Genomic DNA, 26,878 nt, shown 5'->3' with positions numbered 1-26,878 from the left:
GGGTCAGTTGCGAGCGGGGCACGCGTGCGCGCCCCTCATCCCCTATTCCGCGCCACACGCAATTTGCTCGCCACATCCAGGTGCCGATGCAGCAGCGTCGACGCCCATTCGTTATCGCCTTGCTCCAGGGCATCCAGGATCGCCAGGTGTTCACAGCACGAGACTTTGACCCTTTCCTGATTGTTCACGGTGTGGAACTCGGTCAGTCGACGCAACCGGTTCTGCTGCTGGATCGCCTGCAGGATGTAGCCGTTACCCGAAGCGGCCGCCAGCAGTTCGTGGAACTCGGCGTTGTATTCGATAAAGCGTTGCCCGTCGACTTTGCCTTCCAGCAATTCCATCTGGCGTTCGCGGCAGCGGCGGAACTGTTCGGGGTTGATCTTGAAGGTCGGCTCCAGCAGCCCGGCCGGCTCCAGCAGCATGCGAAAGCGGTAGCTCTCGAGGCGCGTCTGCGGGCTGTTCAGGGTCGGCAGGAACTGCCAGCCGTGCCCGTGCTTGCGTTGCATCACGCCTTCATCGGAGAGGCGCAACAGGCAGCGGCGCAGCACGCTTTTGCCGACGCCATAGCGGCGCAGCAGGTCGCTTTCGGAGATGTGGTCGGGCAGCACCTGGTTCAGCCGATCGTCGATCAGCCGCGTGTACAACTCGTCCTCTTCGTTGTGCAGCTCGGTGAAGTGTTGCGCCAAGCCTTCGGTGGTTTGCAGCGGTACGCGATAGCCCTGTTGCGGCAGCGGCTCGATGGCTTTCTGTTCGGCCAGGTACGCCAGTGCGCTGCGGATGGGCGAGCGCGAGACGCCCAGGCGTTGGGCCAGTTCCACTTCCTTGAGGTGCAGACCGGGTTGCAGGTCGCCGCTGGCGATGGCGGCAAGGATCTGGCCGGCGACTTTGGTCTGCAGCGAGGTGAGTTGGGACATGGTGCGAAGTCGTTCCTGTGACAGGGGAGGCAAGGATACCCGGAAAAACTGAATTATAGGGGGCTCAAATACATCAGGGCCGCAGCGAACAAATCTTTATCTGCATTATTTGAAATATAAAAACATCATTGAGGACCCATCATGACCTACATCCCGCTGCCCAGAGCCTTGCCCCATGAGCGCGGCGTCGACCCGGCCGGCGTTGTCGACTTCCTCCGGGCCGTGACCGAGCAAGGCCTTGAGCTGCACAGTTTCCTGCTGTATCGCCAGGGTGCGGTGGTGGCCGAGGCGTACTGGCAGCCCTATTCGGCGCATCGCCTGCACGTGCAGCATTCGGCTACCAAGAGCTGGACCGCCACGGCGATCGGCCTGTTGATCGACGACGGTCGCCTGAGCCTCGATGCCAAGGTGGTGAGCTTTTTTCCCGAGCTGTGCCCGCAACCCATCAGCGCCAACCTGGCGGCCATGACCGTGGAAGACTTGCTGACCATGCGCACCGGTCATACCCGTGGCATCTCTGGCGGCGACTGGCGCAACCTGCAAAGCAGCTGGGTCGAAGCCTTCCTCAATGAGCCAGTGGATGAGCCGCCGGGGCAGTCGTTTATCTACAGCAGTGCGTCGAGTTTCATGCTGTCGGCCATCGTTACGCAGGTCACGGGGCAGACGATGCACGCGTTGCTGCAAGCGCGCGTCCTCGACTACCTGGGCCTCGATCACCTGGAGTGGGACCTGGCCCCCGGTGGTTTCAACTCCGGTGGCAATGGCTTGAGTTGCACCAGCGAGGACTCGTTGAAGTTCGGCGTGTTGCACCTCAACCACGGCCAGTGGCAGGGGCGCCAGTTGCTGTCGCCACAGTGGGTCAGCGCGGCCACGCGCAACCAGGTGCAAGACGTGTGGATGGGGGAGTTCGACGGCAAGCAGTACCTGCCACGCGACAAGAACAAGGCCAATGAAGCCCAGCGTGAGGGCTACGGCTATCAATGGTGGATGACCGAACATGGCGGTTACTACGCTTCGGGCGTGTTTGGCCAGCAGTGCATGGTGCTGCCGGACCAGGACACCGTGATTGTCTTCACCTGCGGCCTGCGCCTGGGAGAAAAGCGCTTGCACGCGGCGCTGTGGCAGCACCTGTTCCCGGCGCTGGGGCGCACCGCTGCTGATGCCAAGGCAAGTCAGGCGCAACTGGACGCGTTGATCGACGACCTGCGCCTGCCCACGCTGCACGGTTTGCAAAGCTCGCCTGCCAGCGGTGCACTGCTGGGCCGTTTCGCCATCGAGCCGAATGAGGATGGCGTGTGCGAAGTGGCCTTCGATTTCCAGGCGGATTACTGCGATTTCACCCTGGTGGATCATCGCGGCACTCATCACGTGCGCGCCGGTTTCCGGCAGCCGATCGAGACCCTCACCAGCATCACCGGCAATTACTTGCACCATCAGTACCAGCCTGAACAGACCGCCGTGGTCGCGCAGGCCTGCTGGTCCACCGAAGGCGAGTTGCGCATGGACTGGCGCTTCGTCGAAACCGCCTTTGGTGACCACGTTACCTGCCGCGTACAGGACGGGCGCCTGCGTTTCGACCGGGGCGTCAATACCAACGCCGGTGCCCTGCAACGCCCGACCCTGATCGGCTCACGAATCCCGCTTTAAGGAGTACAACCGATGACCTCTTCCCTGTGGGCACCCTTTACCGCAATGCGCCCCTTCAACCGCCAACCGATGCTGTTCGACCGCGCCGCCGGCATGCACTACAGCACCCCCGAAGGGCGTGACGTGCTCGACGCGATGGCCGGGTTGTGGTGCGTCAATGCCGGGCATGGCCAGCCCCGTATCGTCGAAGCCATTCGCGAAGCGGCAGGGCGCCTGGACTTTGTGTCCTCGTTCAAGATGAGCCACCCGGCGGCGCTGAGCCTGGCGGATCAACTGGTCGCCAAAGCGCCGGCGGGCCTGGACAAAGTATTCTTCACCAACTCCGGTTCCGAGGCGGTGGACACCGCGTTGAAGATCGCCCGTGCCTACCATCAAGCCCGAGGCGATTGTCGGCGCACCAAGCTGATCGGCCGTGCCAAGGGCTATCACGGCATGGGCTTTGGCGGGCTGTCGGTGTCGGGCATCGGCCGGCAGAAGCGCGACTTCGGACCGTTGCTCGGCGACGTCGCGCACTTGCCGTTGCCGTATGACGCCGGCTCGCGATTCAGCCCCGGCCAACCGGAGCAGGGCGCGCACTATGCGGATGCGTTGCTGCAGTTACTGGACGTACACGACCCGGCCACGGTGGCGGCGGTGATTGTCGAGCCGGTCACCGGCTCGGGCGGGGTCTACGCACCGCCCCTGGGCTACCTGCAAAAGCTGCGCGAGATCTGTGATCGACATGGCCTGCTGTTGATCTTCGACGAAGTCATCACCGGCTTCGGCCGCGTGGGCCATGGGTTCGCCGCCGAGGCCTTTGGTGTCACTCCAGACCTGATGACCCTGGCCAAGGGCCTCACCAACGGTGCGGTGCCCATGGGCGGCGTGCTGGTCAGCGGCGCGGTGTACGACGCGTTCATGCAAGGCCCGGAACAGGCCATCGAACTGATGCACGGCTACACCTATTCGGCCCACCCGCTGGCCTGCGCCGCCGGCCTGGCGACCCTGCAGGTGCATGAAGAGCTGGGCCTCAATGCGCATGTGCAGCAGATGGCGCCGTTGTGGCAGAACACCGCGCTGGCCTTGCGTGAGCAGGCGTTGGTGCTGGATGTGCGTGCCATTGGCCTGCTCTGCGCGGTCGAGCTCAAACCCCGCGAGGGCGGCCCCGGTGCGCGGGCTGCAGAAGTGGCCCAGCGGTGTTTCGAGGCAGGCGTGCTGGTGCGCGCCTCCGGAGAGAACATCGTGCTGTCGCCGCCGCTCATCATCAACCAGGAACAGGTCGCGCAGGTGTTCAGCACCTTGGCCAAGGCACTCGAGGCGACGCGATGAATCACCTGGATTTCTACATCGACGGGCAATGGGTCAAGCCCCTGGGCGGCGACACCTTGCCGGTGATCGACCCGACCACAGAGCGAACCGTCGCGACCATCAGCCTTGGCACCCGGGCCGACCTCGACCGCGCCGTCACCGCGGCCAGGCGCGCCTTCGACAGCTATGGGCAATGGACGCGCGAACAACGCCTGGAACTGCTGGCGGCGATCATCGACGGCTATCGCCAGCGCAGCGAAGCCCTGGCGCAATGCGTGCACCAGGAAATGGGCGCGCCACTGTCGCTGGCGCGCAGTGCCCATGTGCCCGCAGGGTTGGGCCATTTGCAGCGTGCGTATGACGTGCTCAAGACGTATGCCTTCGAATACGCCCACGACAGCACCCTGATCAGCCGCGAACCGATAGGGGTGTGCGGCCTGATCACGCCGTGGAACTGGCCACTCAACCAACTCACCTGCAAGCTCGCGCCGGCCCTGGCCGCAGGCTGCACGATGGTGCTCAAGCCCAGTGAAAAGGCGCCGCTGTCGGCGATGCTGCTGGCCGATATCCTGCACCAGGCCGGAGTGCCCAAGGGTGTGTTCAACCTGGTCAATGGCGATGGCCCCACCCTCGGCGACGGCATCGCCCGGCATGCTGGAATCGACATGGTCTCGTTTACCGGTTCCACCGGCGCGGGCATCGCGGTGGCCAAGGTGGCGGCGGACACGGTCAAGCGTGTGTCCCAGGAACTGGGTGGCAAGTCGGCCAACCTGATTCTTGCCGATGCGGACCTGGACGCCGCCGTGCGTCACGGCGTGAGCAGCTGTTTTCGCAACAGCGGCCAGTCCTGCAATGCGCCGACGCGCCTGCTGGTGCCGCGTGCCTTGCAGGCGCGGGCAGTGGAAATCGCCCAGGAGGTTGCCGCGCAGAGCTGCTTTGATGACAGCAACCCGGCGACCGCCATGGGGCCTCTGGCCAACCAGGCGCAATTCGAACGGGTGCAGGCGCTGTTGGCGGCCGTGGACGTCCCGCCGGTGTGCGGCGGTGCAGGGCGGCCGCCGGGCATCACCCACGGTTTCTATGTGCGGCCCACGGTCTACGCCGATGTGCACCCCGACCTGCCGATTGCCCGCGAAGAGGTGTTCGGGCCGGTGCTGGTAATCATTCCCTACGACAGCGAAGAGCAGGCGATTGCCATCGCCAATGACAGCCCCTATGGCCTGTCCGGCTACGTCACGGCCGGCACGCTGGAGGGCGCGCGCAGGGTCGCTCGCAGGCTGCGCACGGGGATGGTCCATCTCAATGGCAGCAAGGCGGACAACGGCGCGCCGTTCGGCGGGTACAAGCAGTCCGGGAACGGCCGCGAGTGGGGGGTATTTGGCCTGGAGGATTACCTGGAAGTGAAGTCGCTGTTCGGCTACCAGCCTGACCTGGAGTAAGCAGCGCCTGCCGCATCACTTGCGGCGGCTGCCCGAATGCCCGCAAGAACGCCTGGCGCATGCGTTCGTGATCACCAAACCCGGTCTCGTGGGTCACCACTTCAACCGGGTGATATGAGTTCAAGAAGTTGGGTGGCCTTTATGAGAAGGGCGCTGACTGGCAATCCTTTGCAGAGGGCTATATCGACCACCCCGCTTATTCCGACTACCCCCTCTTGTAGGCGCCGGCGGGGCTGGTTACTCCACGCGTAGCACAATCTTGCCGATATGATCGCCACCCTCCATCCGTGCATGGGCCTGGGCGGCGTCAGTGTATTCGTACACCTTGTCGATGATCGGCAGGCACCGCCCGGCAGCCAGCACCGGCCACACGTATTCGCGTAGCTGTTCGGCAATCGCGGCCTTTTCCTCCTTGGTGCGTGCGCGCAACAGCGAGCCGGTTATCACCGCGCGTTTACCGAGGATGCTCAGCAGGTCGACGTCGTTGGCTTTGCCGCCCCCGAGGAAACCCAGCATCACCAGGTGACCGTCCATGGCCAGGGACTTGATATTGTTGTTCAGGTACGAGGCTCCCATGATGTCGAGGATCACGTTCACGCCCTTGTCGCCGGTCCGCCTGGCGATGACCTCGGCAAAGTCCTGCTCGCGGTAATTGATCGGCTCGGCGCCCAGCTTGGCAATCGCGGCGCACTTGTCGGCACTGCCGGCGGTGGCGAAGGCCTGGATGCCGAATTCGCGGCACAGCATCAGGGCGGTGGTGCCGATGCCGCTGGTGCCGCCGTGGATCAGCACGCGCTGGCCTTTGTGCGCGCCGCCGAGGCCGAACAGGTTGGCCCACACGGTAAAGAAGGTCTCCGGGACGGCGGCGGCTTGAATCCAGTCCATGTCCTCAGGGATAGGCAGGGCCTGGCTGGCCGGTACGCTGCAGAACTGCGCGTAGCCACCACCGTTGGTCAGGGCGCAGACCTTGTCACCGACGACGTACTCGTTCACGCCGTCGCCCAGGGCGACGACTTCACCGGCCACTTCCAGCCCCGGGATCGGGCTCATGCCGGGTTTCATCGGGTACTTCCCGGCGCGTTGCAAGGCGTCAGGGCGGTTGACTCCGGCAGCGTGCACGCGGATCAGGATCTCGCCGGGACCTGCGACCGGCACATCGGCCCGGCGCGGTTGCAGCACTTCAGGCGCGCCGGGCACGGTGATTTCGATCAGGGTCATTTCTTGAGGAAGCGTCATTTCAGAGTACCTGCAGCGATGAGCGTATGAGGTGTGACCGTATCGAGCGGGCGACGGTTCAGCACGATCATGCCCGGTTCCGGCGCTTATAAACATGTGCTCGGTTGAACGGTTGAACGGTTGAGCGTCTATGCTGGTCCACTGACCTCTCACGTCAGATCACACAGGTGAACGAAATGGCCAAGACTTACAGCTACGCCGCCCAGAACGCCAAGGATTCCCTCAAGCCCTTTACCTTCGAGCGCCGTGCGCCGGGGGCTGATGACGTACAGATCGATATTCTCTATTGCGGGGTCTGTCACTCCGACCTGCACACCGCACGCAACGAGTGGAACAACACCTTGTATCCCTCCGTGCCCGGCCATGAAATCGTCGGCCGCGTCACGGCGGTCGGCGCCAATGTGCAGACATTCAAGGTCGGTGACCTGGCCGGCGTCGGCTGCATGGTCGACAGTTGCCAGCACTGCCCATCCTGCGCCGAGGGCGAGGAGCAATACTGCGAAAACGGCTTTACCGGCACCTACAACGGCCCGGTGTTCGGCGGTGAGAATACCTTCGGCGGCTATTCGGACAGCATCGTGGTCAAGGAGAAGTTCGTGCTGCGCATCTCCCACGATGACGCCAACCTGGCTGCCGTGGCGCCACTGCTGTGCGCGGGCATCACCACCTATTCGCCGCTGCATCACTGGAAGGTGGGCCCCGGCAAGAAGGTCGGTGTGGTCGGCCTGGGTGGCCTGGGCCATATGGCGGTGAAAATCGCCCACGCCATGGGCGCCCACGTCACGCTGTTCACCACCTCACCGAACAAGCGCGAAGACGGCCTGCGCCTGGGCGCCGATCAAGTAGTGGTGTCCCGGAACCCGGACGAAATGGCCAAGGTTGCCAACAGCCTGGATTTCATCCTCAACACCGTCGCCGCGCCGCACAACCTCGATGCGTTTCTCAACCTGCTCAAGCGTGACGGCACCATGACCCTGGTCGGTGCCCCCGACAGCCCGCACCCATCGCCCACGGTGTTCAACCTGATCTTCAAGCGTCGCAGCCTGGCCGGCTCGCTGATTGGCGGCATCGCAGAGACCCAGGACATGCTGGACTTCTGCGCAAGGCACGGGATTGTCTCGGACATCGAAATGATCGATATCCAGGGCATCAACGAGGCCTATGAGCGGATGCTCAAGGGGGATGTGAAGTATCGGTTCGTGATCGACATGGACAGTTTGAAAAAAGAAAACCACGCCGCCTGATACCACCGACGATTCGTCGGTGATAGCTGTTTTGTGTGGGAGCTGGCTTGCCTGCGATACAGGCACCTCGGTTTGTCAGACACCGAGGTGATCCTATCGCGGGCACACCCGGCTCCCACATAAAGCGACCCTTTCAAGGGGGTGGGTGCTCAAGCTGAAAGGTGTTCGTACAGAATCGTCGCACCCACCAGCATCAGCACCACGCCACCGACCATCTCGGCGCGCTTGCCCACCACCGTGCCCAGCACCCGCCCGAGCATCATGCCGATCGTCACCATGGTCATGGTCGCCAGGCCGATCGCCGCCGCTGCCATCAGGATGTTCACGTCCACAAACGCCAGGCCCACGCCCACCGCCAGCGCATCGATGCTGGTGGCGAACGCCGTGACGGCCAGGATCATGAATGAATGCCGGGTCGGTTTCTCGGCCTCTTCATCATCGGCCTTCAACCCGTTCCAGATCATGTGCAGCCCCAGCCCGACCAGCAGGGTGAAGGCGATCCAGTGGTCCCAGTTTTCCACCCAGCGCGTGGCGGCATGGCCGATGGCCCAGCCGATCATCGGCGTGATGGCTTCGATCACGCCAAAGATCAGGCCGGCACGCAGGGCTTGGGTGAGGCGGGGTTTGTGCAGGCTGGAGCCTTTGCCGATGGCCGCCGCAAAGGCGTCCGTGGACATGGCCAGGGCGAGAAGGATCAGGGAAATGGGGTTCACGGTGCGGCTTCCAGTCGGGCTACAGGAGACAACGACACACCCACGCGCCCGACTTCAGGCGTGGGTATGTCGCTGGTCTCACCAACCGAAAAGACGGTGTTCGCACCACGGCAGGTTGCCGAATATGTTGATACGAACGCTTCCGACAGGATCAGAAGCAGGTTACTCCCCAACGAGGTGGGCGATCTTAGGCGAGCCCATATGAAAATTCCGTTAAAAGGGCTTATTGCAACCCGCGAATGATCCTGCAGAAAGCCGTCTAGTGATCATCCTTGAGGGTCTTGAACCCCTCGATGCGTTTGATCAGTCGCGCATTCTTCGCCGAGTCGGCATTGCCGAACAGGAAAGAAAAGTCCGATGCCAGCCCGGACTTGCCGGCAATCGCCGCGTACTGGTGACAGTCGTTGCAGTTGTCGGTCTGCACGTAGGTTTCCATCGTGGTGTTGGCGACGACGACACTCTGGTCGCTGACGAACGGCCCGTAGGACAGCGGCGTTTTCACGTTGGGACCAGGGCCTGGATCGTTGGGCGCGTTGGGCGTCTTGGACCACAGCACATTCACCAGTTTGTAGTACTGGAACACCGATTGGCCCTGGGTTTTCTGGGCAAACGTCTGCTGCACCGCCGTGTTCAGCGTCTGCAGGTCCTGAGGCGTGGCATTGACCCGCGTGGCTTGCACCGGCTGGTCCAGGGGCGTGCAGTTGGGCGGCGTGTGGGTGGCATCGCACTGCACGCGGGGGACGTTGGGCGTGCAGGCATCACCGCTGCACGGCGTGCTGTTGAAGCTGTAGCCCTGGGGCGGTGCTGCGCCGCCGTCGGGCACGTTGTCGACCTGCTCGAAGGTGGTCCAGATAAAGTTCGGCTGGGTCTGGGTCTTGTTGATGATATGCAGGCCCACCAGGCCCACCACTTCCTGGGTGCATTCCAGCGTGTCCGGGCGTTGCAGCCAGGCGACGGTGGTCAGGTAGCGCCCGTACAGCTCGGGTTTGTTGGTGAGCACGCGCCAGGCTGCCTTGAGCTCCAGGGCGCCCAACTCTTCCTGGGGCAGCGCTTTGGCCGGCAGTTCGCGCACCAGTTTGCCCGCCGGCAATGACAGGCCGGCGGGATGCCGGTTGTCGCTGTTCTGCGCCACGATCAATTGGTTCGCGGCGTCGTACAGCCCGTTGTTGACGATGTAGTCGAACTCGGCCTTGCCGACCTTGCGCTCGAAAAACACCAGGTTGCCCGACTGGTCCGTCAGCCAGCCACCGGACGCTTCCATGATCGAATCGGGCAATGTCACTTGGGTGCCGCTGGACAGGTGGAAGCGATGCTTGCGGTTGATCGCGCTTTCTGAGGTGGCGGTGATGTATTTACGCGCGCCCGTGGCGAACGCCTTGAGAGTGCCGGTAGCGGTGCACTTGGACGGCAGCAGGGTTTCCACGCCCCATCCGGACGGCTTGGGTGCGCCGGGCAGGAAGATCTCGCTGGCATCCTTGTAGCTGGCCCACACCGGGGCGTTGCTCATCGGCTGGCCGGGCGTTGGCGGCACGCCGAACTGGGCTGCCGTGCTTTGCGTGTCTGGCTCACCCGCCAGGCTCGCGTTGGCCGGCCAGCCGGAGTCGACCGGCCAGTTCATGGCAATGAACAACTGCCAGCCGAAGCAGTTGAGAAAGTCCTGTTCGGTGCCAAAATTGTTCACTGGCAGGAAGCCGCCGCTCGTAGGATCGAACACCAGTTGGCTGACGCAGCTCTGGGCGTCCGAGGCCGCACTGGCCGGTGCGGGGGCCAGCAGGGGGAGAAGGGCGCAGGTTATCCAGCCGAAAATATTCAAGCGTGCCCGGCGCAGCGGGCGAAGCCATCCGTTCATGATCGCATTCCTTGCTCAAGGCTCAGGGGCGACCGCCCACGCCAGGCATGGGCGGCCGGGAGGTACTCAGGCGTCGGGCACCAGCGCCAGGCCGCTTTCCCACGGGTGCTGGGTGGCGCTGGGGTTGGCCGCTTCGCTGGGGTTCAGCGCGCGCACGCTGACCAGCCCCGGTGCTGCGTTGCTGCTGACCGTGATGGTCATGATGTAGCCCTGGGTGCCGCCACCGTCGGTTTGCCCAGGGATCGCCGAGGCATCCGGCAAGAACTGCGTGACGTGGGCGCTGATGTCCGGATTGGAAAATTGCACCCGCGCATTCGCCACGGTGGTGTTCGGGTCGGCGCCTTGCACCACCAGCACGAACTGGCCCGAAGTGCCGGGCGCAAAACTGGCCGGCAGGTCGCTGGGGGACTGGCCGTAGAACAGGTCCACCGGCAGCAGTTGCACCGGCCAGGGCTGTGCATCGGTGGTGTTGGCCGCCACGCAGTCGCACTCCTTGGGCGGGGCGGTGAGCGGTGCCGGGGTCACGCTGAGGGCCACATTCAGCTCGTTGGCGATCACCCACACGTAGTCGATCGGCGTGCCATTGATGGTGATGTCATTGATCGAGAACCCCGCGCTTTGCGGCACCTCGAAGACCGCCTGCAGGATCTGGTCGGAGTTGTTCGGGCCAGTGCCGGCGGTGCCGCGGGTGACGCGCCAGTAGCTGCTGACATCCTGGCCCTGAGGGCCTTTCCAGGTGCTGAAGGATTTCGGTTGTTGCAGGTACAGGCCGATCGGGTTGGTCAACGAGATCAGGTTATTGACTGCGGCCTGGTTGGCGGAAAAACCGATATGCGGGTCGGAGTTGCGATAGTTCTGCCCGTACTGCGCGCAGCAGATCAGGCTCTGCTGGTTACGGCTGCTGTTGAGCGGCCGCAGGATGGTGGCGGCGGCCGCCAGGTAGATCTCGGCACTCAGGGTATTGGGGCCGGAGGTCAGGTGCATCGCGCCGCCCGACACACCGGGAATGCGCACGGTGCCCGAGTTCCATTTGTTCACGGTGTCGTAGGCGGGCTGGCCGGTGGTGGGGTCGAGTACCGGTTCGCCGGCCTTGCCGGTCGGGCCATCGGCGGTGTAGCGCAGGTACAGGTCTTCGATTTTCACCCGTGGGTCGACATACGCCTGGTACAGCCCCAGCACGGCGTTCGGGTCGATGTTCCACATGGTCAGGAAATACGCCGGGTTCTCGCTGGTGAACATGATGCTGCGCATGTTGCCGTCCGGGTCGCGGGTGATCGACCACTCGCAATATTCATCCAGCCAGCCCCGTGGCCCCGAAGGCGAAAAGTCGGCATACGGGCCGTTCCAGTTGATGGACTTGCACAGCACACTGGGGATCTGCAGCTGGGTCGCCTTCGGGTCCGGGTACAGCGAATAGAGGGTGTTGTTGAGGGTGATCTGGCCGTGGTCGGTCAACTGCATCACTTGGTCCAGGGTCATGGCCTTGCCGCCCAGTTGCGGGACCACGGCGGCGCCGTTGTTGTAGAAAAACGTCCACAGCCGATTGGGGAACGGCTGCCAGGTGATGGTGACCGGTGTCTGTGTGCCGTAGCCGCTTTCCAGCGGGTTGTAATAGCCCGAGCGGGGCGCGTCGTTGAGGTTCGACCAGGGGTTGCCGATGACCGACATCTGGGTCCAGCCGGTGACGTTGTTGTTCCAGTTGGTTTCGAAGGTCGACAACTGGTCCTCCAGGCCCAGTTTGTTGTAGTCCTTGGGCGCTTGTTCGGCAGGGGAGGTGAATTGGGTGAAGGGCGTGCTCATGTTGGTTCTCCAGCAGTGGTGTTGGTGGAGCAGCAACCGGCATCCGGAGCGGGGCCGGCGGAGGTTTGGCGTGGGTCGTCCCACACCAGTTGGGCGATAAAGCCAGGCAGGGCCGCGTACGCGTCGGGCGTCAATACCTGGCCACTATCGGGATGGGTCACGATCAGCGATAACTGCGCCGCGTCGGTCGGTTTGAGGTTCAGTGCCTTGACGCTGCGCGCGGCGTTCAGGGCGCGCGAGACGCCTTGGGTGATGCAGCGGCCTTTGTCATCCACCAGGCCCATGCCGATACGGCTGAAACGCCCGACGTAATGCGGGTTGTCGGCGCTGGCATGCTGCGCAGTGGCGTCGGGCTGGTTGAGGAATACGTCGATCAGGTAGGTGTCGTGGGTGCAGCGCACGTGGTCGAACACCACCCAGGGCCCGGTGCCGGCGGCCTGTCCGGCGGTTTTCTGATGCGGGCAGCACGCACGCATCGCCGCCTTGGGCGCGCCGAATTGAGGGGCCACCGGGGTGCCGTAGTCGTAGCCGATGTGCCGGCTGTCCTGGGCCATGTCACCGAGCGTGGTGTAGCGCCAGGCATCGGCGCTGGTGAAGGTCACTTCATCGGCCTGGTGCCCGGCGAAGGGTTGCAGCAGGCACTGGGTGGTGTACTGCGCCGCCGGGTTGGCGCGGATCCAGACTTCCAGCATGCGGTCGATATTGGCGTGATAGGAGCAGAACACCGGGTCGAACGCGGTGTAGGCGTTATCGGCCATGTCACCGCCGATCCAGCCGTGATAGTTGTCGTGGGGTTGCTCGTAGAGGCCGTCGAAATTCAGCGCGCGGTTGGGGTACAGGTTGTTCGGCTGAGGAGGGTCAAAGGTGGTGATGTTGGCCCAGGGGTAGCCCGGCACGCCCTGGGGCTGGCTGAAGGTGGTGAACGCGAGCGCATCGACTACCTGCTGCTGGAAGATCCGGCTCATGCCATACAGCTGGGTCCGCTCGAAACGAAAGGCCTCGCCCTGGGTGTAGAACAGCGGGTTGCGCTGCACATACAGGCACTCCACGCCGTCCACGGGCGCCGTGGCGCAGACCTTCGAACAACCATCCTTGGCAGCCGCGTAGCGCAACGGGTTACGCCGCACCTCACCCGTGTGCGGGTGCACGTAGGTTTCATCGAGGAAGGCCTGGGGCAAACCGGCCTGGGGGCTGCCGTCGACACTGGCGTCGGCGGCCATCCAGTCCCAGTAAGGGATCGCGCAATCGATCAGCGCTTCCAGGTACAGCAGGTAGGCGCGATGCCACAGCGCGAAGGCTTCCTGATAATGCAGGCACCAGTTGGTATGGATATACGCGTAGCGCTGCCAGGGTGAACCGCTGTCCGGGTCGCCGACGTGCATCACGTCATCGAGTTTGGCGCGGTACAGGTTCAGTTGCTCAAGGCTCAGGGCGCGGATGTCCTGGCGTACGCGCTTGACCGGGTGCGGCAGCGCCGGTGGCGGGATGCGCTCGGCCAGGTCGAACGGCGAGATGCTGTCCAGCCGCCAGCCCTGGTTGACCCACAGCCGGAAGGTTTCGAGGGCATCGATGGGCCAGAATTGCTGCTGGTCGGTGGTCAACGGCATGTTGCGCGAGGCGAGGTGCTGGTAGATGGTTTTCGACCAGGTCTTGACCGAGGCCGGGTCTTCCAGGAACACGTCGTAGGCGTTCATGCAGCCTATCCACGTGGCCGCCACGGCGGCGCGCTGGCTGGCGGGTATCCAGTAGGGTGCGCTGAAAAGTCCTTGGATATCAGCGGTCCACGTCGGTTTCGCGACTATCATAAGATCCCTCTCATGCCGCCTTGAGGCCAGGTGTTGGCCGGGCTGCTACGCTGAATCGATGGTAACTAGCCACTGCGCAGGATTTGTGCAAATTGGCCCGTCATTGCGACGGATTCATTGCATTTTTCAAGGACGATTCGGAACCGATGACAGACGCCATGGATTTGAAGATCCTGGGCAAGTTGCAAAAGGATTGCGACCAGAGCCTGGAGTTGTTGAGCGACAGTGTGGGGCTGTCGTCCACCAGTTGTTACCGGCGGATTCGCCGGATGGAAAGCATGGGGATTATCAAGGCAAAAGTGGCGGTACTGGACGAGCGCAAGCTGGGGATCCAGGTGACGGCCTTTTTCCTGATCAAGTTGGACAAGGACAGCAACGATATCGACCGCAAGATGCAGCATATCCTTGCCAGTCATCCTGAGATTCAGGATTGCTACTTGATGACGGGGGAGTTTGATTTTGTGATGGTGGCGAAGTTTCGGGACGCTACGGAGTACACCGAGTATATCTATCGGTTTCTGGAGACTTACCGGGATATTCCGATTCGGACGTATTCGTCGACGTTGGTGGTGCGGACGGTTAAGAAGTCTTATGAATTGCCGTTGCAGGGGGTTGGGTAGCCAGCTCCTGTACCGGGATGCACCAGGCCGCCCCGGTTTCGCACCCTGAACTGTAGGAGCCGGCTTGCCGGCGAAAAACGCGAGGGCGCCGCGTTCATGCTGGCTTCCCGCGTCATCGTTGACGCCCCTCGCTGGCAAGCCAGCTCCTACAAGGGGCTGCGTAGGACGCCGCGGAAGGTGGCGCTCAGTGCACGCAATGTCTCCTTGGAGCGGCCATCGGTGATGCGGCTGTAAAGCACGACTTCACTCACCGGCAATGGCGGCAGGCTGTATTGCTCGCTCACGTCCACCGCACCCGCCGGTGCTACGCGATGGGCGAGGGCGGCGACGCCCAGTCCGGCGCTGACGGCGGCGCCGACGGCCATGACGCCGCCGCCCACGAACACTTCGGTCCAGTCGATGCGCGCCGTGTCCAGCGCACGTGTCGCCAGTTGGCGCACGCCGCAGGGCGCGGCCATGGTGGCCATGCGCAACGGTGTGCCGGGGCTGTGTTGCCAGGTGGGGGCGGCGAACCAGCCGAAGCGTTCCACCGCCAATACTTCGCCGTCCTGGCGGTCGCCCTCGTTGCGTACGATTACCGCGTCCAGCTCATTGCGATCAAACGCGGCAACCAGGTCGCGAGAGGAGGCAATGCGCACTTCGAGGATCACCAATGGGTCATAAGCGGCCAGGCGGCTGAGCCAGGTCGGCAGGTCGGGGCCGGCGACGTGGTCGCTGATGCCGATCACCAGGCGCCGCTGTGCGTGGCTGTTCATATCGGCCAAGGCGCGTTCATGGGCATTGAGCAGGGCGCGGGCGGCTACGATGAACTGTTCGCCCTGGGGCGACAGCCGCACATGGCGTGGCGTGCGCTCGAGCAGGCGATAACCGAGGCGCTCTTCCAGGCGCTTGAGCTTGAGGCTGATTGCCGCCTGGGAGGTGTCGAGGGCTTCGGCGGCGCGGGTGAAACTGGCGAAGTCAGCCACCAGCACGAAGGCCTGCACGGTATCGATGTCCAGCGGTTTGAGCGCGTCAGTCATATCGAATCCTTATTGCACATATATCGGCTGATATCTTGTTGAAATCATCACCGCTGCGCAAGCTGAACCCTCATCTTGCACAGGAGTTCTCGCATGTTTGCCAAACAGTATTCACACCGCTTGCCTGCCGACTACGACATGGGCGTGATTCGCCGCCGTGCCGCGCAATTGGGACCGTTGTGGGATAACGCCGAAGGGTTGCTGTTCAAGGCGTTTATCGCTCAGGAGCGCGGGGGCAATGTTTACTCGTCGGTGTACTTGTGGGCCGATCCGTCGCAGGCCGCCGACTTTTTATTGGGCGAGCGCTTTCAGAAGGTGCTCGACAGTTTCGGTCGGCCGCATATCGAGAGCTGGTTGCCGCTGGATGTACAGCGTGGCACGGCGCAGGGCGCGTTGAGTTTGTATCGCCAAGAGTGGGCGTTGGAGCCGGGAGCGGACAGGGCGAAGGTCTTGGCCGAGGAGAAACGGCGCAATCAACAGGTGGCCGATAGCGGCGACACCTTTGCGGTGTTCCTGGCGCTGGATGTGCAAGCGTGGCGTTTGGTGCGAGTGACCTTGTCGGCCAAGCCGCTGCAAGCGGACCATCCCGGAACGGGTTACCACGTGTTGTACCTGGCCCGTCCCGGGATTTGATTCAAGAATTGAAGCGCGCTTTTGGCTGGCTGAGCTTGCGCTCGGCCACCGCCCCAAACACCAGCCCCAAGGTCGTCCACAGCACCCACTGGATCCCCAGCGACGCGACACGGAACTTCCACAGCAGCACCGCCGAAAACTGCTCGGGCACTTCGTTGATCACCGGGAACAGGCTGCCAGCCACCGACACAATCACGATGTACAACGCCACGCCGAGGATCGCGCCCGTCCAAATACCACGGCGGGCAATCAGCTTGCGTGCCGCATTGACAGCAATCACCGCCGCAGCCACCGACACCAGCAGCATCAGGAAAAACAGCTGGGTGCGTTGTGCAATGGTCTGCGGGTCGCCTACCGAGGGTGGGTTGGCCGGGTACTTGAGGCCGGGCACGAGGATGAGCGTCACGAATGCCGCCAGTGCCAGCAGTGCGGCCAGGCCTCGGGGGCTGACCTTGCCGATGCGGCCGAGGGAATAGGCGAACACCAAGGCGAAGATGCCGCCCAGGGATACGCTGTACACCACCACCCCGGTGAACAAGCCGAACGTACTTTGCACGTCGCGGCTTACCAGTTCTTCTTCAGGTGCGTCGCCGTGCATCTGTGCCATCTGGTCTTCGAAGGCAATGGCCTTATCGATCTGCGGCTCGCCAAAGGTCTTGGCGAAGCCGAAAGCCAGCACGCCGGCGAGCAGGCCCACCAGCATCCCGCGTACGAGTAAATGCCCTGTCATGTCATGTGTTCCTTATCGATCAATGGCAGGGGAAACCCAGCAGGTGGCGGCCGTCGTGGACGAATTCGTGCACGTACATGCCCTTGAATACGGCAGTAGCACCTTGCTCGGCGCCGACGAAGTAGATCGCCAGCAGCAACAGCAGGCCGCCGAAGATCGCCCAGGGCAGGATTTCGCCCAGGGGAATCGTCGGCACATAGACATCAGGGGTCGTTGCAGCAGCAGTAGCCATGAAAACCTCCAGGGATGACGCGTCCCGAAATGGATAGCGATAGGGCTGAAACAGGGTCTGGCTTACGGCTGTTGGGCCGAATACAGTGGCGCGACCGCGCCGGGATTGAACCGGCTTCCTGTTTCATGTTCGTTGTAACATATTGAAACAACTTCGCCAGTCTACGCTGACTGCCGACCGAAACAGAGTGAAATTGTGATGCAAGCCACCCGTTTGACATTGATCTGCCACGCCGTCACGCCCTTGCAGAAACAGGGACGTTTTCCCGATGACGAGGCCGTGGCGATGGATTGGCAAGGCGCGGCGCTGTCCCTGGCCGATCGCTACAAGAAAACGCGGCGCCTGCTGTGCGGGCCGGAGGCCAGGGCCCGGCAGACGGCGAGCCTGTTCGGTGCGGACGCGGTCAGCGAAGACGCCCTGCGTGATGCTGATTTTGGCCGGTGGAAGGGCCAGGACATCCACCAACTGGGTGGCGATGAGTTGGCTGCCTGGCTCACCGACAGCACGTTCGCACCGCCTGGCGGTGAGTCGGTGGAGCAGATCTGCGTGCGGGTCGGCGAATGGATGAGGTCCCTCGAATCCCGGCCTGGCCATGTCGTGGCCATCACTCATCCGTTTGTGATCCGCGCCGCGATGTTGCACGTCATGCGGTTTCCGCTGTCGATGTTCTACCGGATCGATGTCGAACCGTTGTCGGCCACCGAACTGCGCTTCAACCAGGTCTGGCGCCTGCGCCTGGAAACTCACGCCTGAGCGCGTGAACATGGCAAAATCCCCGCCCCGCAATGAGAGCATCCCATGAAACGCATCCTGATCATCGGCATCGGCGCCGGCAACCCTGACTACATCACGATGCAGGCCGTGAAGGCGCTCAACCGCACCGACGTGTTTTTCCTGATGGACAAGGGCCAGAGCAAAGACAAGTTGATCGACCTGCGTCGCGAGATCTGCGAGACCTACATCACCGAACCCGGCTACCGCTTCGTCGAGGCCGAGTGCCCCGAGCGGGTGCGCGGCGACATCGATTACACCACCGCCGTGCAGGACCTCAACCGCGACAAGCAGCAGACCTTCGAACGCATGATCAACGAGGAAATGGCTGACGGCGAAGTGGGCGCTTTCCTGGCTTGGGGTGACCCAGCTCTGTACGACAGCACCATTCGTATCCTGCAGGCGATCCTGGCCAGTGGCCGCTGTTCCTTTGAGTTCGAGGTGATCCCTGGCATCACCAGCGTGCAGGCCCTGGCCGCCCGGCACAAAGTGCCGCTCAATCGCATCGGCAAGTCGGTCGAGATCACCACCGGGCGCCGCCTGGCGGCAGGGCAGGCAAGCGATGCCGACACCCTGGTGGTGATGCTGGACGCCGAAGATTCCTACCGCACCGTGGCGGACCAGGGCCTGGACATCTACTGGGGTGCCTACCTGGGTACCCCGGACGAGATCCTCATCAGCGGCAAGGTGAGTGAAGTGGCTGAAGACATCGAGCGGGTGCGCAAGGCGGCGCGCCTGGAAAATGGCTGGATCATGGACACTTATCTGCTCCGCAAACCCTGAGGTAACGTCCCATGCTCAAATTGTTTGCCCTGGCGCTGACCCTGGTGGCCGGCGTCGCCCATGCCGACGCTACGCTGCACACCGATTTGCCGTTGTCGTACCTGGAACAAACCCAGGGCGACGCGCGCAATCAGCCGCTGGTGATCTTCCTGCACGGGTTTGGCAGCAACGAGGAAGACCTGTTCGGCATCAAGGAGGCGCTGCCGCCCACCTGGACGTACCTGTCGGCCCGTGCGCCGATGCCGGTGGACCCGCACGGCTATCGCTGGTTCACCAAGACGCCCGGTGACGGCGACTACGATGGCGAGACCGCCGACCTGCAGCGCAGCGCCAAGTTGATCGAAGATTTTGTCGGCAAAGCCACCACCAAGTACCACACCCAACCTGACCGCGTGTTCCTGGTCGGCTTCAGCCAGGGCGCGATCATGTCCTACGAGGTGGGCTTGCGCCGGCCCGAGCTGCTGCGCGGCATTGCGGCGTTGAGTGGCAGCGTGTTGCCGGTGCTCAAGGCGCAGCTGAAGCCGGACGCGTCACGGGGTCAATTGGCGATCTTCATCGGCCACGGCACCCTGGACCAGGCGCTGCCCTATGCCTCGGCGACCCGGGCGAACGAGGTATTGACCGGGTTGGGGTTGAAGCCGGAGTTTCATGGGTATCCGGGGATGAACCACACCATCAGCGAAACCGAAGTGCAGGACCTCAAGGCCTGGCTGGAAAAAAGCCTGAACTGACCACCTCCCTTGTAGGAGCCGGCTTGCCGGCGATGGCGCCATTGGATATTACGCTGACTTCAAGGACCCATCGCCGGCAAGCCGGCTCAGGTGCGTGCGGGTTATTTCCCGCCGGTAATCTGCTTCACCAACGCCGCATGCCCCTTGGCATCATCCGCCCGTGAAATCGCCTGGATCACCAGCAGGTGGTTGCCCGAACCGCCCAGGAATGTGGAGTTCAGCGTCTTGCCGCCGCCCTGGGTGGCGGTGCTGTCCACCTGGCGCAGGCCCAGGCCTTTGAAGGTCAGTTTCTTCTCGCTTTGTTTCTTGAAGTCGGGCAGGGCCGCACTCTGGTCCTTGACGAAGCCAGCCACGGCACCATCCAGGAATGTTGCGTCGTTATCCCCAATGGTTATCCCATCGTTGCGCACGGTTTCGGCGACGATCACCACACTTTTCGTGGTCTGGTTGGCGTACATCGTACCTTGGGTGTCGGCGGTGCCATCTTCGGCCTTGCCGGTGGGCAAGGTGTCGGCAGCATAGGCCTTGGGCAGGTTGAAGGTGAACTTGCCGCCCAAGGTGGAGATGGTTTGCGTAGTCGGCTTGGACGCGGCGAACACGCTACCGGCGGTCAGCGCGAGGGCCAGCAGGACGGCGGTCTTGGTGAAAGTGGCCATGAAGCGCTCCAGGGGTGAACGAAATTGCGCCGTATTCTGTCAGAAAATTCGCAAAATCGTTCACCTGTAGCCTCACGCCTTGTCGGACTCTTCCTCAAGTCGATCCATCTCAAACAGCCGCGCGAGTTCTGCCCGTGCTTCCTGGGCGGTTTGCATCACCTTCGCCGCGTCGTCGTATACCGCGTGTTGCGCGGCCAGCAGTTGCAGGTCGTGGTTCTTGAAGCGGGTGATGCGCGCATCGGCCTGGGCCTGGCTCAACCCCAGGCCTACGAGGGTGCGGCGGCTCATTTCCAGGCTGGAGTAGAACGTCTCGCGAATCGGCGAGGCGTCCAGGTCTACCAGGCGGTGCACGTGCTGGCGGTTACGCGCGCGAGCGATGATCTTCATATGCGGGTAGAGGTTGCGCACCCGCTCGGCAGTCTTGATGTTGATCTCCGGGTCGTCCATCGCGATCACGAAGAACTCCGCCTGGTCGACCTTGGCCGCGTGCAGGATTTCGGGGCGTTGCGGGTCGCCATAGAACACCGGCATGCCGCCGAAGCTACGAGTCAGCTCGATGGTTTCCACCGAGGTGTCCAGGGCGATAAACGAGATGTTCTGTGCGCGCAGGATCCGCGCCACGATCTGGCCCATGCGGCCCATGCCGGCGATGATCACGCGTGGGGCGTCGCTTTCGATGGTGCGGTATGCCTCGGGGACTTCCACCGGCTTGACCTTTGGCTTGAACAGCTTCGGGCACACCAGCAACAGCAGCGGCGTCAGCGCCATGGACAAGGTGATGGTCAGTACCAAAATGTCGTAGAGGGGCGGTTCGAACAGGCCCTGGTCGCGACCGATCTTGAACACCACAAAGGCAAATTCACCGCCGGCGGCGAGCACCACGCCCAGGCGCAGGGCGCTTTCGCGATTGAGATCACCCACCAACCGGCCCACGGCGTACAGCAGGGGCAGTTTCAAGCCTATCAGCAGCAGCGTCAGCCCGATCACCACCAGCGGCGAGCTGAGCAGCAGGCTGAGGTTGGCGCCCATGCCCACGCTGATAAAGAACAGACCCAGCAGCAGGCCCTTGAACGGTTCGATCTGGGATTCCAGTTCGTGGCGGTACTCCGAGTCCGCCAGCAGCAGGCCGGCGAGGAAGGCGCCAAGGGCCATGGACACGCCCACCAGTTCCATCAACCACGCGGTACCAATCACCACCAGCAGCGCGGTGGCCGTAGAAACTTCGCGCAGGCCGGTCTTGGCGACAATGCGGAACACCGGCCGCAACAGGTAGCGTCCACCGATGATCACCACCGCGATGCTGCCGAGGATCTGCAATACATGCTGCAGGCCCTGGGCTTCAGTGGTCGGGTGATCGCTGCCGGCCAGCAGTGGCACCATGGCGATCAGTGGGATTGCGGCGATGTCCTGGAACAGCAGGATGGCAAACGCCAGGCGACCATGTGGCTGGTTCAGCTCCTTGCGCTCCGCCAGGCTTTGCAGGCCAAAGGCGGTGGACGACAGCGCCAGGCCCAGCCCCAGCACAACCGCGCTGTTCCATGACTGGCCAAACAACCACAACGCCACCGCGCCCATCACCAACCCGGTGAGCAACACCTGGGCCAGACCGACGCCAAACACCGCCTTGCGCATCACCCATAAACGCTTGGGCGACAGTTCCAGGCCGATGATGAACAGCAGCAACACCACGCCCAGCTCGGAGAATTGCGCGACGCTTTGCGGGTTGCCGATCAGGCCCAGCACCGACGGGCCGATGATCACACCGGCGAACAGATAGCCCAGCACCGCGCCCAATTGCAGGTGTTTGGCCAGGGGCACGGTCAGCACAGCGGCAAACAGGAATACCACGGCTGCTTGTAACAGGTTGCCTTCATGGGGCATTGCGAACTCCAGGATCTTTAAAGCCAGTCAACAGGGGGTATTAGAGCGCTTTTTACATGTCGATAATTGTGTTTTTGAGGGGCGAAGGGAAAAGCGGGATGGAAAAAAGTTGATTAAGTATTCCATTGCTGGAATGTTGACCTATTCGAATAGCGGTAAGGGGAGCGCCACGGTGGCTAAGAAATCTGCACGACTTCAAGCAGGCATGCCCCCGGAATCCCGCACGCAAGCCGAGCAGTTGTTGCGGCAGCACCTGATGAAAATGCCATTGCATGAGTTGCGCAAGCGCGGCTACATCCATGCGATGGGCGGCGAACAGGACATTGTCGCGACGTTTCCTGAAGGGCAGATAACGATTGACGGACCCCTCTCGTGAACCAACTCCTCGCCATGCGCGCGTTCGTCCGAGTGGTCGAAACCGGTTCATTCAGCCGTGCGTCCGACCAGTTGGCGCTGCCGCGATCCAGCGTGAGCAAACTGATCACTGACCTTGAGAAGCACCTGGGCATCAAGTTGATGCATCGCACCACCCGTGCGCTGGCGCCCACGTCCGATGGGCTGGAGTATTACCAGCACGCCCGGCGCCTGGTGGCGGAACTGGATGAAGTGGACAGCGCCCTGCGCGGGCAAACCCTCAAGCCCGGCGGGCATCTGCGAGTGGATGCGCCGGCGTCATTTGCCAATTGCCTGCTGATTCCGGCGCTGGTGGATTTTCATCGCGAATATCCCGATATCACGGTGGCCCTGGGCATCAGTGATCGCGCCGTGAACATTGTGGGGGAGGGTGTGGACTGCGTGATCCGCGCCGGCAAGCTGGATGACATGGCGATGATCGGGCGCAAGGTGGCCGACCTGGACTACCTGACCTGCGCCGCGCCCGGTTACCTGGAAAGTCGAGGCGTGCCGACGTCGCCGCAGGATCTGGCGCAGAACCATCTCAATGTCGGCTATTTCTTTACCGGGTCGGGCAAGCCGGAGCCGCTGATATTCGAGCAGGGCGATACGCGCATCGAAGTGGGCGACTTCGCGTTTTCCACCAACGAGGGCAACGGCCTCAAGGAAATGCTGCTCGCTGGCCTGGGCGTCGGGCAGCATTTCAGGTCGATCGTGCAGTACTACGTGGACACGGGCCAACTGGTCAGCGTGCTGCCGGACTGGTCACGCCCGACCACGCCGTTGCATATCCTTTACCCACCCAACCGCCACCAGAGCGCGCGGCTCAAGGTGTTTGTCGAGTGGGTGATTCGTACGTTCGGGGTCAGGGAATAATCGCGGTCACGCGGATTTCCACGCGCATGGTCGGCAGGCCCAGGGCCTCGACACCGACTTGCGTCCAGATCGGCGCATGATTGGGCATGTACTGGTGGTAGTGCTTGACCATCGCCTCGTTGACCTCGGGAGGGAAGCCACCGACATGGTAGGAGTTGACGTGAATCACGTGCTCCCAACTTGCGCCGGCCGTGGCCAGGGTGCGTTCCAGGTTGCGGAACGCCTGGGCGATTTCGTCGGCCAGGTCGACGGGGATCTGAAACTCGTCGTCCCAACCGCCTTGGCCTGAGGTTTCCACGCGATTACCGACCTTTACCGCTTGCGAGTAGTGCAGGTGTTCGCGCAGGTAATCGCCGTAGCCTGGGGTGACAAAGAATTCGGGCGTGCTCATGGTGTTTCCTCAGATTCGATACAAGACTGAACCCAGCCTAAAGCAGTAAATATGCGAACAAAATCCCGGATTTATGCCATGACTGTCTATCCATATGGATAATCCATCTCGGCTCAGCGTGCGTTTTCCCGGCGGTACGACGTTGAGTCCCGCGCTTTGTTACTATCGCCGTCCCTTGTCACCAGGAGTCACTGCCCCATGCAGCACCAGTGGGATGAAATGCACCGCACCCGCAAACCCACGTTCCTACTGTGTGGCGAGCCTCAGGGAGACGTGCTCAATCTCTATGTTCATGGTTATTCGGCGTTCTTCAACCGGCAACAACTGGGCAGCTTCAAGGAGCAGTTGGCGAGTATCGAAGGTTCTACCAACCTGATGCTGTTCTGGCCGGCGGGGCATTTCCTGGAAAACCTGTTCGCGCCCTTCAAGGAGGTGATCGGCGCGATGCTCGGCGGTGGCAGCCTGGGGGCGGCGACCGTGGGCGTGGGCAAGGCGATTGCGTATTTCCTCGATCATTACAAAAGCGTCGAGGCGCGGGTGGATGAAGTCGCCAGGAGCCTGCTGCCAGAACTGGCCAGCTACCTGCACGGCGAGTCCCTTGCAGTCCGGCGTATCAACCTGATTGGTCATTCCCTTGGTGCGCGCATCCTGGTCAAAAGCCTGCTCGCCAGCCCTGAAACCGCCCGCGAGCTGCCGTTGGACAATCTGCTGTTGATGGGCGGAGCGATTTGCACGTCGAGCCCGTGGGATGACGTCTCGGCGCCGCTCAAGGGGCGCGTGATCAATTGCCACTCCAGCAAGGACTGGGCCCTGGCCCTGAAGCCGGACACCGAACGCTGCATCGGCCGGTATGCGATCCCGGTGACGCCGGCGCTCAAGGCCAAGGTCACCAATGTGCACCTGGCGAGCTTCGACCATGCTGCCTATTGGCCACAGTTGCAGACGGTGGTGCAGTACACCGACCTGCTGCACGAGCGACGCGGCATGATTCGCGCCGACCAGCGCAGCCCTGAAGTGCGTTTTGCCGAAGAAGACGCGGAATTGTTCCCGGCGCTGGTGCAGGCGCGGCCGGAAGAGTTGAAATTCCTCGCCGAACTGATGGCCCGGAAGCGCAGTGCGTCGATCGATGCCACGGCGCGTGAGCCACTCAAGCTGGCCATCGAGTTGCAGCGCATGGGCGGCGATACCTTCATGAACCTGGCCCGTGGCCATGGCGTGAGTTACCGCCAGATCGCCGAAGATGTGGTGCAGCGGCTGGGGATCAAGTTTGACGGGCCTCTGGATACCGTCGAATTGGCCGACCTTGAAGCGCTGGTCGCCGAGAAGCTCATCGAACAGTACAAGGACAAACTCAGCAACGCCGACCGCCAGGTGTTCGACGCCGAACTCAAGGCCGCTGCACAAAAGGAACAGGGGCTGTTCAGCCGTTTCGATGTCGGCCGGTCAGCCACCACCGCGTTGAGTGGTACGGCACTGGCGGGGTTGACCGGGTTTATCCTGCGCCGTGGTGCCGCCACGGCCATCCCTGTGGTCGGCCAGGCGCTGGCCGCGGCGATGCTGCTGGTGAGTGGGGTGCGCGCGTTTTCCGGCCCGGCGTATTCGATCACCACCCTGGCGGTGCTGGTGATCGGTGTGATTCGCCAGCGCATGGAGCGTGAGGCGCTGAATCAGGAGATGGACCTGGTGGTGCAAGTAGTCGAAGCCTTCGACCTGCCGCGGGACACGGTGATGCGCACGGTTGCGTCCGACTGATAAGCTGCGCCTCTATCGAGTGTGTTTGCCTGGGATACCGCGTGAAATTCAGCCTGCCAAAAATCGCTACCGCCCCGTTTTGTCCGCCGGAAGTGGCCGGCTCCGTTGCCGTTGATCCCAAGGCGTCGTTCTTCAAGCGCATGCTGATGTTCGCCGGCCCGGGCTTGTTGATTTCCATTGGCTACATGGACCCGGGCAACTGGGCCACGGCCATCGAGGCCGGCTCGCGCTACGGTTACAACCTGTTGTTCGTGGTGCTGCTGGCCAGCCTTGCGGGGATGGCGGTGCAGTGCCTGTGCTCGCGGTTGGGTATCGCCACTGGCAAGGACCTGGCGCAACTGTGCCGCGAGCGCTACAGCAAGCGTTCTGCCCGCACCCAGTGGGTGCTCGCAGAAATTTCCATCATTGCCACCGACCTTGCCGAAGTGCTCGGCTGTGCCCTGGCATTCCACCTGCTGCTGGGGGTTTCGCTGACCACCGGCATTGTCATCACCGCCTTCGATACCTTGCTGATCCTGGCCCTGCAGAACCGAGGCTTTCGCCGCCTGGAAGCGATCATGCTGGCGCTGGTGGCGACCATCGGAGTGTGCTTCTTCATCGAGCTGGTCCTGATCAAACCTTACTGGCCGGACGTGTTCAGCGGTTTCACCCCCTCTCTGTCGGCCATCAGCGATGCCGCGCCGCTGTACCTGGCCATCGGTATTCTCGGGGCCACGGTAATGCCCCATAACCTCTACCTGCACAGCTCCATTGTGCAAACCCGCTTGATCGGCAAAGACCTCGCCAGCAAGCAGGACGCGGTCAAGCTGGCGCGTATCGACACCATCGGCTCGCTGGCCCTGGCCCTGTTGGTCAACGCTGCGATCCTGGTGCTCGCCGCCGCGGCCTTCTACCAGACTGGCCACACCGACGTGGTCGAAATCCAGGATGCCTACCACCTGCTCGACCCTCTGGTGGGTGGCGCGTTCGCCAGCATCCTGTTCGGCATCGCGTTGCTGGCCTCCGGGCAAAGCTCCACCTTTACCGGCACCATCGCCGGGCAGGTGATCATGGAAGGCTACCTCAACCTGCGTATTCCCTGCTGGCAGCGGCGCCTGATCACCCGTGGGCTGGCGCTGATCCCGGCGTTTCTGGGCGTATGGCTGATGGGCGACGATGCCATCGGCAAGCTGCTGATCCTCAGCCAGGTGGTGCTCAGCCTGCAGTTGCCGTTTGCGCTGTATCCATTGATCCGCATGACCGGCGACAAGCAACTGATGGGGCCATTCGTGAATCGGCTGCCGACACGGTTGCTGGCGTGGTTCCTGTTTGCGGTGATCAGCGGGGCGAATGCCTGGTTGATTGGGCAGTGGGTGTTGGGTTGATCGTTCAGGTTGAACACGAGGACCTGTGTTCGAATGTGTCCAGCGTGTGCTTGATCTAAGGTCACCGTAGTGCCTGCGCATGTCGTCTTCATGAACGCTGTCCCATCGCGGA

25 protein-coding genes, 1 pseudogene and 1 riboswitch are annotated in these 26,878 nt (G+C 62.7%); of the genes and pseudogenes, 13 read left to right on the top strand and 13 right to left on the bottom strand.

What is annotated here, in order from left to right; genetic code table 11:
• Positions 1 to 35: 35 nt before the first annotated feature.
• Positions 36 to 914 carry a GntR family transcriptional regulator gene (locus BM70_RS0109295; protein ID WP_025855759.1) on the bottom strand — a complete coding sequence of 293 codons (879 nt, stop codon included), beginning with the start codon at positions 912 to 914 and terminating at the stop codon, positions 36 to 38.
• A gap of 141 nt (positions 915 to 1,055) precedes the next feature.
• On the opposite strand from BM70_RS0109295, the gene BM70_RS0109290 reads away from it, so the two are divergent.
• Genes BM70_RS0109290 through BM70_RS0109280 form a run of 3 tightly spaced genes read left to right on the top strand, consistent with a single transcriptional unit; the run spans position 1,056 to position 5,287 of the window.
• Positions 1,056 to 2,561 carry a serine hydrolase gene (locus BM70_RS0109290; protein ID WP_025855758.1) on the top strand — a complete coding sequence of 502 codons (1,506 nt, stop codon included), beginning with the start codon at positions 1,056 to 1,058 and terminating at the stop codon, positions 2,559 to 2,561.
• A gap of 12 nt (positions 2,562 to 2,573) precedes the next feature.
• Entirely contained in the window at positions 2,574 to 3,869 is a 1,296-nt protein-coding gene (locus BM70_RS0109285; protein WP_025855757.1) for an aminotransferase class III-fold pyridoxal phosphate-dependent enzyme, read from the top strand.
• Positions 3,866 to 5,287 carry an aldehyde dehydrogenase family protein gene (locus BM70_RS0109280; RefSeq protein WP_025855756.1) on the top strand — a complete coding sequence of 474 codons (1,422 nt, stop codon included), beginning with the start codon at positions 3,866 to 3,868 and terminating at the stop codon, positions 5,285 to 5,287. Before BM70_RS0109285 ends, BM70_RS0109280 begins: the two co-directional genes overlap by 4 nt.
• A gap of 4 nt (positions 5,288 to 5,291) precedes the next feature.
• Here BM70_RS0109280 and BM70_RS33580 read toward each other — a convergent pair.
• Together BM70_RS33580 and BM70_RS0109275 are read right to left on the bottom strand one after the other, a co-directional pair.
• Positions 5,292 to 5,405, bottom strand: a pseudogene (locus BM70_RS33580) (GlxA family transcriptional regulator); the annotation flags it as partial.
• 119 nt (positions 5,406 to 5,524) lie between these two features.
• Positions 5,525 to 6,523, bottom strand: coding sequence for an NAD(P)H-quinone oxidoreductase (locus BM70_RS0109275; protein ID WP_025855755.1), 999 nt, complete (start codon positions 6,521 to 6,523; stop codon positions 5,525 to 5,527).
• A gap of 176 nt (positions 6,524 to 6,699) precedes the next feature.
• Between BM70_RS0109275 and BM70_RS0109270 the strand changes: the two genes are divergently transcribed.
• Positions 6,700 to 7,767 (top strand): NAD(P)-dependent alcohol dehydrogenase, encoded by a 1,068-nt coding sequence (locus BM70_RS0109270; protein ID WP_025855754.1) that lies wholly within the window; start codon positions 6,700 to 6,702, stop codon positions 7,765 to 7,767.
• A gap of 149 nt (positions 7,768 to 7,916) precedes the next feature.
• Here BM70_RS0109270 and mntP read toward each other — a convergent pair whose 3' ends face one another.
• The 4 genes from mntP to BM70_RS0109250 form a co-directional block, all read right to left on the bottom strand.
• Positions 7,917 to 8,480, bottom strand: coding sequence for a manganese efflux pump MntP (gene mntP / locus BM70_RS0109265; RefSeq protein WP_025855753.1), 564 nt, complete (start codon positions 8,478 to 8,480; stop codon positions 7,917 to 7,919).
• 259 nt (positions 8,481 to 8,739) lie between these two features.
• Complete coding sequence (locus BM70_RS0109260; protein ID WP_081782051.1) at positions 8,740 to 10,329, bottom strand: hypothetical protein; 1,590 nt, start codon at positions 10,327 to 10,329, stop codon at positions 8,740 to 8,742.
• 66 nt (positions 10,330 to 10,395) lie between these two features.
• Positions 10,396 to 12,129: a hypothetical protein gene (locus BM70_RS0109255; protein WP_025855751.1), complete on the bottom strand. Its 1,734-nt coding sequence runs from the start codon at positions 12,127 to 12,129 to the stop codon at positions 10,396 to 10,398.
• Entirely contained in the window at positions 12,126 to 13,934 is a 1,809-nt protein-coding gene (locus BM70_RS0109250; protein WP_025855750.1) for a tyrosinase family protein, read from the bottom strand. The genes BM70_RS0109255 and BM70_RS0109250 overlap by 4 nt, the downstream gene beginning before the upstream one ends.
• Positions 13,935 to 14,092: 158 nt before the next feature.
• Here BM70_RS0109250 and BM70_RS0109245 point away from each other — a divergent pair, with 158 nt between their 5' ends.
• Complete coding sequence (locus tag BM70_RS0109245; protein WP_025855749.1) at positions 14,093 to 14,554, top strand: Lrp/AsnC family transcriptional regulator; 462 nt, start codon at positions 14,093 to 14,095, stop codon at positions 14,552 to 14,554.
• Positions 14,555 to 14,700: 146 nt separating this feature from the next.
• Here the strand turns inward: BM70_RS0109245 and BM70_RS0109240 are convergent, their stop codons facing one another.
• On the bottom strand, positions 14,701 to 15,573 hold the full coding sequence (locus BM70_RS0109240) for a LysR family transcriptional regulator (protein WP_025855748.1): 873 nt from the start codon (positions 15,571 to 15,573) through the stop codon (positions 14,701 to 14,703).
• 93 nt (positions 15,574 to 15,666) lie between these two features.
• Here BM70_RS0109240 and BM70_RS0109235 point away from each other — a divergent pair, with 93 nt between their 5' ends.
• The gene (locus BM70_RS0109235) at positions 15,667 to 16,206 is read left to right on the top strand and encodes a DUF4865 family protein (protein ID WP_025855747.1); all 540 of its coding nucleotides are present in this window, start codon (positions 15,667 to 15,669) and stop codon (positions 16,204 to 16,206) included.
• A 1-nt stretch (position 16,207) separates the two neighbouring features.
• On the opposite strand, the gene BM70_RS0109230 is transcribed toward BM70_RS0109235, so the two are convergent.
• Both BM70_RS0109230 and BM70_RS0109225 read right to left on the bottom strand, forming a co-directional pair.
• Complete coding sequence (locus BM70_RS0109230) at positions 16,208 to 16,936, bottom strand: CbtA family protein (RefSeq protein ID WP_043274195.1); 729 nt, start codon at positions 16,934 to 16,936, stop codon at positions 16,208 to 16,210.
• A gap of 19 nt (positions 16,937 to 16,955) precedes the next feature.
• A complete protein-coding gene (locus BM70_RS0109225; RefSeq protein WP_025855745.1) occupies positions 16,956 to 17,168 on the bottom strand; it encodes a CbtB-domain containing protein in 213 nt (70 codons plus the stop codon).
• Positions 17,169 to 17,199: 31 nt separating this feature from the next.
• A riboswitch (cobalamin riboswitch) is annotated at positions 17,200 to 17,330 on the bottom strand.
• Between the two features lie 36 nt (positions 17,331 to 17,366).
• On the opposite strand from BM70_RS0109225, the gene BM70_RS0109220 reads away from it, so the two are divergent.
• The 3 genes from BM70_RS0109220 to BM70_RS0109210 are packed head-to-tail and all read left to right on the top strand — an operon-like array spanning position 17,367 to position 19,453.
• Positions 17,367 to 17,921 carry a histidine phosphatase family protein gene (locus tag BM70_RS0109220; protein ID WP_025855744.1) on the top strand — a complete coding sequence of 185 codons (555 nt, stop codon included), beginning with the start codon at positions 17,367 to 17,369 and terminating at the stop codon, positions 17,919 to 17,921.
• Positions 17,922 to 17,966: 45 nt separating this feature from the next.
• The gene (gene cobF / locus BM70_RS0109215) at positions 17,967 to 18,722 is read left to right on the top strand and encodes a precorrin-6A synthase (deacetylating) (protein WP_025855743.1); all 756 of its coding nucleotides are present in this window, start codon (positions 17,967 to 17,969) and stop codon (positions 18,720 to 18,722) included.
• An 11-nt stretch (positions 18,723 to 18,733) separates the two neighbouring features.
• Positions 18,734 to 19,453: an alpha/beta hydrolase gene (locus tag BM70_RS0109210; protein ID WP_025855742.1), complete on the top strand. Its 720-nt coding sequence runs from the start codon at positions 18,734 to 18,736 to the stop codon at positions 19,451 to 19,453.
• 101 nt (positions 19,454 to 19,554) lie between these two features.
• Here BM70_RS0109210 and BM70_RS0109205 read toward each other — a convergent pair whose 3' ends face one another.
• Together BM70_RS0109205 and BM70_RS0109200 are read right to left on the bottom strand one after the other, a co-directional pair.
• The gene (locus tag BM70_RS0109205) at positions 19,555 to 20,109 is read right to left on the bottom strand and encodes a hypothetical protein (RefSeq protein ID WP_025855741.1); all 555 of its coding nucleotides are present in this window, start codon (positions 20,107 to 20,109) and stop codon (positions 19,555 to 19,557) included.
• A 72-nt stretch (positions 20,110 to 20,181) separates the two neighbouring features.
• Positions 20,182 to 21,990 carry a monovalent cation:proton antiporter-2 (CPA2) family protein gene (locus tag BM70_RS0109200; protein ID WP_025855740.1) on the bottom strand — a complete coding sequence of 603 codons (1,809 nt, stop codon included), beginning with the start codon at positions 21,988 to 21,990 and terminating at the stop codon, positions 20,182 to 20,184.
• Between the two features lie 172 nt (positions 21,991 to 22,162).
• Here BM70_RS0109200 and BM70_RS0109195 point away from each other — a divergent pair, with 172 nt between their 5' ends.
• Together BM70_RS0109195 and BM70_RS0109190 are read left to right on the top strand one after the other, a co-directional pair.
• Positions 22,163 to 22,366 (top strand): hypothetical protein, encoded by a 204-nt coding sequence (locus tag BM70_RS0109195; protein ID WP_025855739.1) that lies wholly within the window; start codon positions 22,163 to 22,165, stop codon positions 22,364 to 22,366.
• Positions 22,363 to 23,259: a LysR family transcriptional regulator gene (locus tag BM70_RS0109190; protein WP_025855738.1), complete on the top strand. Its 897-nt coding sequence runs from the start codon at positions 22,363 to 22,365 to the stop codon at positions 23,257 to 23,259. The genes BM70_RS0109195 and BM70_RS0109190 overlap by 4 nt, the downstream gene beginning before the upstream one ends.
• On the opposite strand, the gene BM70_RS0109185 is transcribed toward BM70_RS0109190, so the two are convergent.
• On the bottom strand, positions 23,249 to 23,650 hold the full coding sequence (locus BM70_RS0109185) for a RidA family protein (RefSeq protein WP_025855737.1): 402 nt from the start codon (positions 23,648 to 23,650) through the stop codon (positions 23,249 to 23,251). The genes BM70_RS0109190 and BM70_RS0109185 overlap by 11 nt on opposite strands.
• A gap of 198 nt (positions 23,651 to 23,848) precedes the next feature.
• Here BM70_RS0109185 and BM70_RS0109180 point away from each other — a divergent pair, with 198 nt between their 5' ends.
• The gene (locus BM70_RS0109180; protein ID WP_025855736.1) at positions 23,849 to 25,402 is read left to right on the top strand and encodes a DUF726 domain-containing protein; all 1,554 of its coding nucleotides are present in this window, start codon (positions 23,849 to 23,851) and stop codon (positions 25,400 to 25,402) included.
• A 41-nt stretch (positions 25,403 to 25,443) separates the two neighbouring features.
• Positions 25,444 to 26,766 carry an Nramp family divalent metal transporter gene (locus BM70_RS0109175; RefSeq protein WP_025855735.1) on the top strand — a complete coding sequence of 441 codons (1,323 nt, stop codon included), beginning with the start codon at positions 25,444 to 25,446 and terminating at the stop codon, positions 26,764 to 26,766.
• Positions 26,767 to 26,878 lie beyond the last annotated feature (112 nt).

This window comes from Pseudomonas sp. CHM02 (assembly GCF_000612585.1).
Classification (GTDB): domain Bacteria; phylum Pseudomonadota; class Gammaproteobacteria; order Pseudomonadales; family Pseudomonadaceae; genus Aquipseudomonas.
The sequence above is the reverse complement of the archived record's forward strand: the minus strand, read 5'-3'. Positions and strand labels throughout refer to the sequence as shown.